Here is a 2920-nt window from a genome sequence, read left to right on the forward strand (position 1 = left end):
AGCTAGGCCTGGGCTACCTGACGCTGGACCGGGCCACGCCGACGCTTTCGGCCGGCGAGTTGCAACGCTAGCGGTTGGCCACGCAATTAAGTTCCCTGCTGTTCGGCGTCGTGTACGTACTCGACGAACCCTCGGCGGGCCTGCATCCCTCCGACAGCCAGGCCCTGTACGATGCACTCGACCGGCTGCGCGACGCGGGCAACTCGGTGTTTGTGGTGGAGCACGATCTGGACCTGATGCGCCGCGCGCAATGGCTCGTGGATGTCGGGCCGGATGCCGGGGAGCGTGGCGGCCGCGTGCTCTACAGCGGCGAGCCGGATGGCCTGCGCAAGATTGCCGAATCGCGTACTGCACGTTACCTGTTTGACGAAATTCCCGCACCCGGAAGCCGAGCACGCGAAGCGACCGGCTGGTTGGAGCTGCAGGGCATCCACCGCCATAACCTGCATGGCGTGGATGCGCGCATTCCGCTGGGCATGCTGACAGCCGTTACCGGCATCTCTGGCTCCGGCAAATCCAGCCTCATCGCGCAGGCCCTGCCGGAATTGATGCTGCTGCACCTGGGCCACGAGCCTGAAGACGATGCCGCCGAAAGCGCCACCAGCGAAGGGCCGGCAGTGGTCGAAGCGACCGGCGGCCATCTGGCGGGCGACGTGGACGCCATACAGCGCCTGGTGCAGGTTGACCAGAAGCCGATCGGGCGCACGCCGCGGTCGAACCTGGCTACCTACACGGGTCTGTTCGACCATGTGCGCAAGCTGTTCGCCGCCACGCCCGATGCTCGACGCCGCCGCTATGATGCCGGACGGTTCTCGTTCAACGTCGCCAAGGGGCGCTGCGAGACTTGCGAGGGCGAGGGTTTCGTTAGCGTGGAACTGCTGTTCATGCCCAGCGTGTACGCGCCGTGCCCGACCTGCCATGGCGCGCGCTACAACGAGGCCACGCTGAAGGTGCAGTGGAACGGGCGCAACATCGCCGAGGTGCTGCAGATGACCGTGGACGAGGCCAGCGAATTCTTCGCGGGTGAAGACGCGGTGGCAAGGCCCCTGCAACTGCTGCGCGACATCGGACTGGGCTATCTGCGCCTGGGACAACCAGCCACTGAGCTTTCCGGTGGCGAGGCGCAGCGCATCAAGCTGGCGACCGAGCTTCAGCGCAGCCAGCGCGGCCGAAGCCTGTACGTGCTCGACGAGCCGACCACCGGGCTGCACGCGTCGGATGCCGACCGGCTGCTGGTGCAGTTGCAGCGCCTGGTCGATTCCGGCAATACCGTAGTGATGATCGAGCACGACATGCGTGCGGTGGCCCAAGCCGACTGGATGATTGACGTAGGGCCAGGCGCGGGCGCTGCCGGCGGCAGCATCGTGGTGGCGGGTTCCCCTCAGCAGGTGGCCCGAAAGTCTGGCAGCCGAACCGCTCCGTTCCTTGCACGGGAGTTGGCGCGGGCCGAGTAGCTTAGTTTGCCAAATGTTGCCAGCTTCGCGGGGCATTGATCGTCGCCATACGGTGGTGACGGTCGCTGCCCGAGTCGCGTCATCCTTCCTGAGTCAGAGCAAGATAGGGATTGTTGGGCGGTATTTCGGCGAATACCAAGGACCCATTTTCGAGGAGGTAGCCATGCAGTCGGCGGGACTTCCTCGGGCCCGTGACTTCACAGGTCCAAATGTTCAGGCCATTTGGGTGCTTGCGGTGTAGCTGCAGTTTCTAAAAGCGCTTTTGCACCCACTGCCAATCCGGTTGCTTGTCTTGCCTGACCAGCGCATCCACCTGGGGATGTTCCTGCGCATAGCGCTGGAACACGCCGGGACTGACCAGGTAGGCGGTGTCGCTCACCGTATGCACGAGCGCCTTGGCGTCGTTGATGATGAGTCGCCGCGCGGCGACTCCCTGTTGCAGCCACGTCATGAAATGCTCCCCGGATGGTATCGCGACTGTTGGAGTTGATGCAGGTCCAGGCGCAGGGGTAAGTGGCAAGGGAGACGCTGCGGCTGTGGTTGGGGCAGGGACTTTCTCCACTGGATCTTCACCCTTCCCCATGTCGGCCGTGCCATCCAATCCAACCATCGCCAGCATGTCCTCCATGACGTCAGGCACGGGCGGGGCCGCAGTCGGCAAGGCGGTATCGCTGCGAGGGCATTCCCAAGGGGGAGTCTCCTGACCTTCGGGTGCTGGCTGCCCCACGACCGCGGGCGGTGTGCCTGGTGCACCGCCGTTGATTTCCGCTGGCGTCGTGTCGATCGCCACCGTGCCTGCGAAAAGCGCTGGCCGCTCGCCGGATTCCCAGATCAGCGCGGGCGCGAGGCGCAACAGGGTGAACGAGTAGGACCAGCCGGTCGCACTGGTCACGGTCGCGCGCCAGACCGCCTTGCCGTCTGAGGTAGGCTGGAGCATGCCGTGGTCCTGCAGCACGTTGAAGACGGCGGTGTTGTTCGCAGGAATGCCGTCGATCCCCTGAGACAGCAGGTGCGCGCGCAGCTTGTCCGAGACAGTCTTGCTCACCAGCCACAGCCCATCCTCAGTGAGCCAGCCATCGGAGGCTTCCGGCTGATTCAGCTTCAACTGTTCCTTGAGCAGGAAGCGCAGCCCGTCCAGCAGCTTGCGTTGCAGCGCGTGCCTGGGCGCGGCCATGGCGCGCGCGGGATCGCCGCCCAGTTCCTGTGCCACAGAAGCGCGATCAGCCTGCACGACCAGTTCACCCAGCACGCCGGCGTGCTCGTACTGCCCGGCCAAGACGTAGAGCAATGGTGCCCACAGAGACGGATAGCCGCTGAGCCAGTCTAGGAGCGGACCATCGAGCAATTGGCGGTAGAGCAGCCCTGTTGCGGCGCTGTGCAACCGGTACTCGCGGTCTTCGCGGTAGCGGAAGCGGTACGACTGGTGCAGCGGGCCGTGCCAGGGATGCCACAGCGAGCCGTCTGCC

2 pseudogenes are annotated in these 2920 nt (G+C 65.2%); one reads left to right on the forward strand and one right to left on the reverse strand.

The features are described from left to right. Positions 1–1454: pseudogene (locus GHO03_RS24020) on the forward strand (excinuclease ABC subunit A); the annotation flags it as partial. Between the two features lie 79 nt (positions 1455–1533). On the opposite strand, the pseudogene GHO03_RS24025 reads toward GHO03_RS24020, so the two are convergent. Further along, positions 1534–2920: pseudogene (locus tag GHO03_RS24025) on the reverse strand (TraI domain-containing protein); the annotation flags it as partial.

Origin of the sequence: Pseudomonas sp. FSL R10-1339, assembly GCF_009600545.1 — a bacterium.
GTDB lineage: Bacteria > Pseudomonadota > Gammaproteobacteria > Pseudomonadales > Pseudomonadaceae > Aquipseudomonas > Aquipseudomonas bubulae.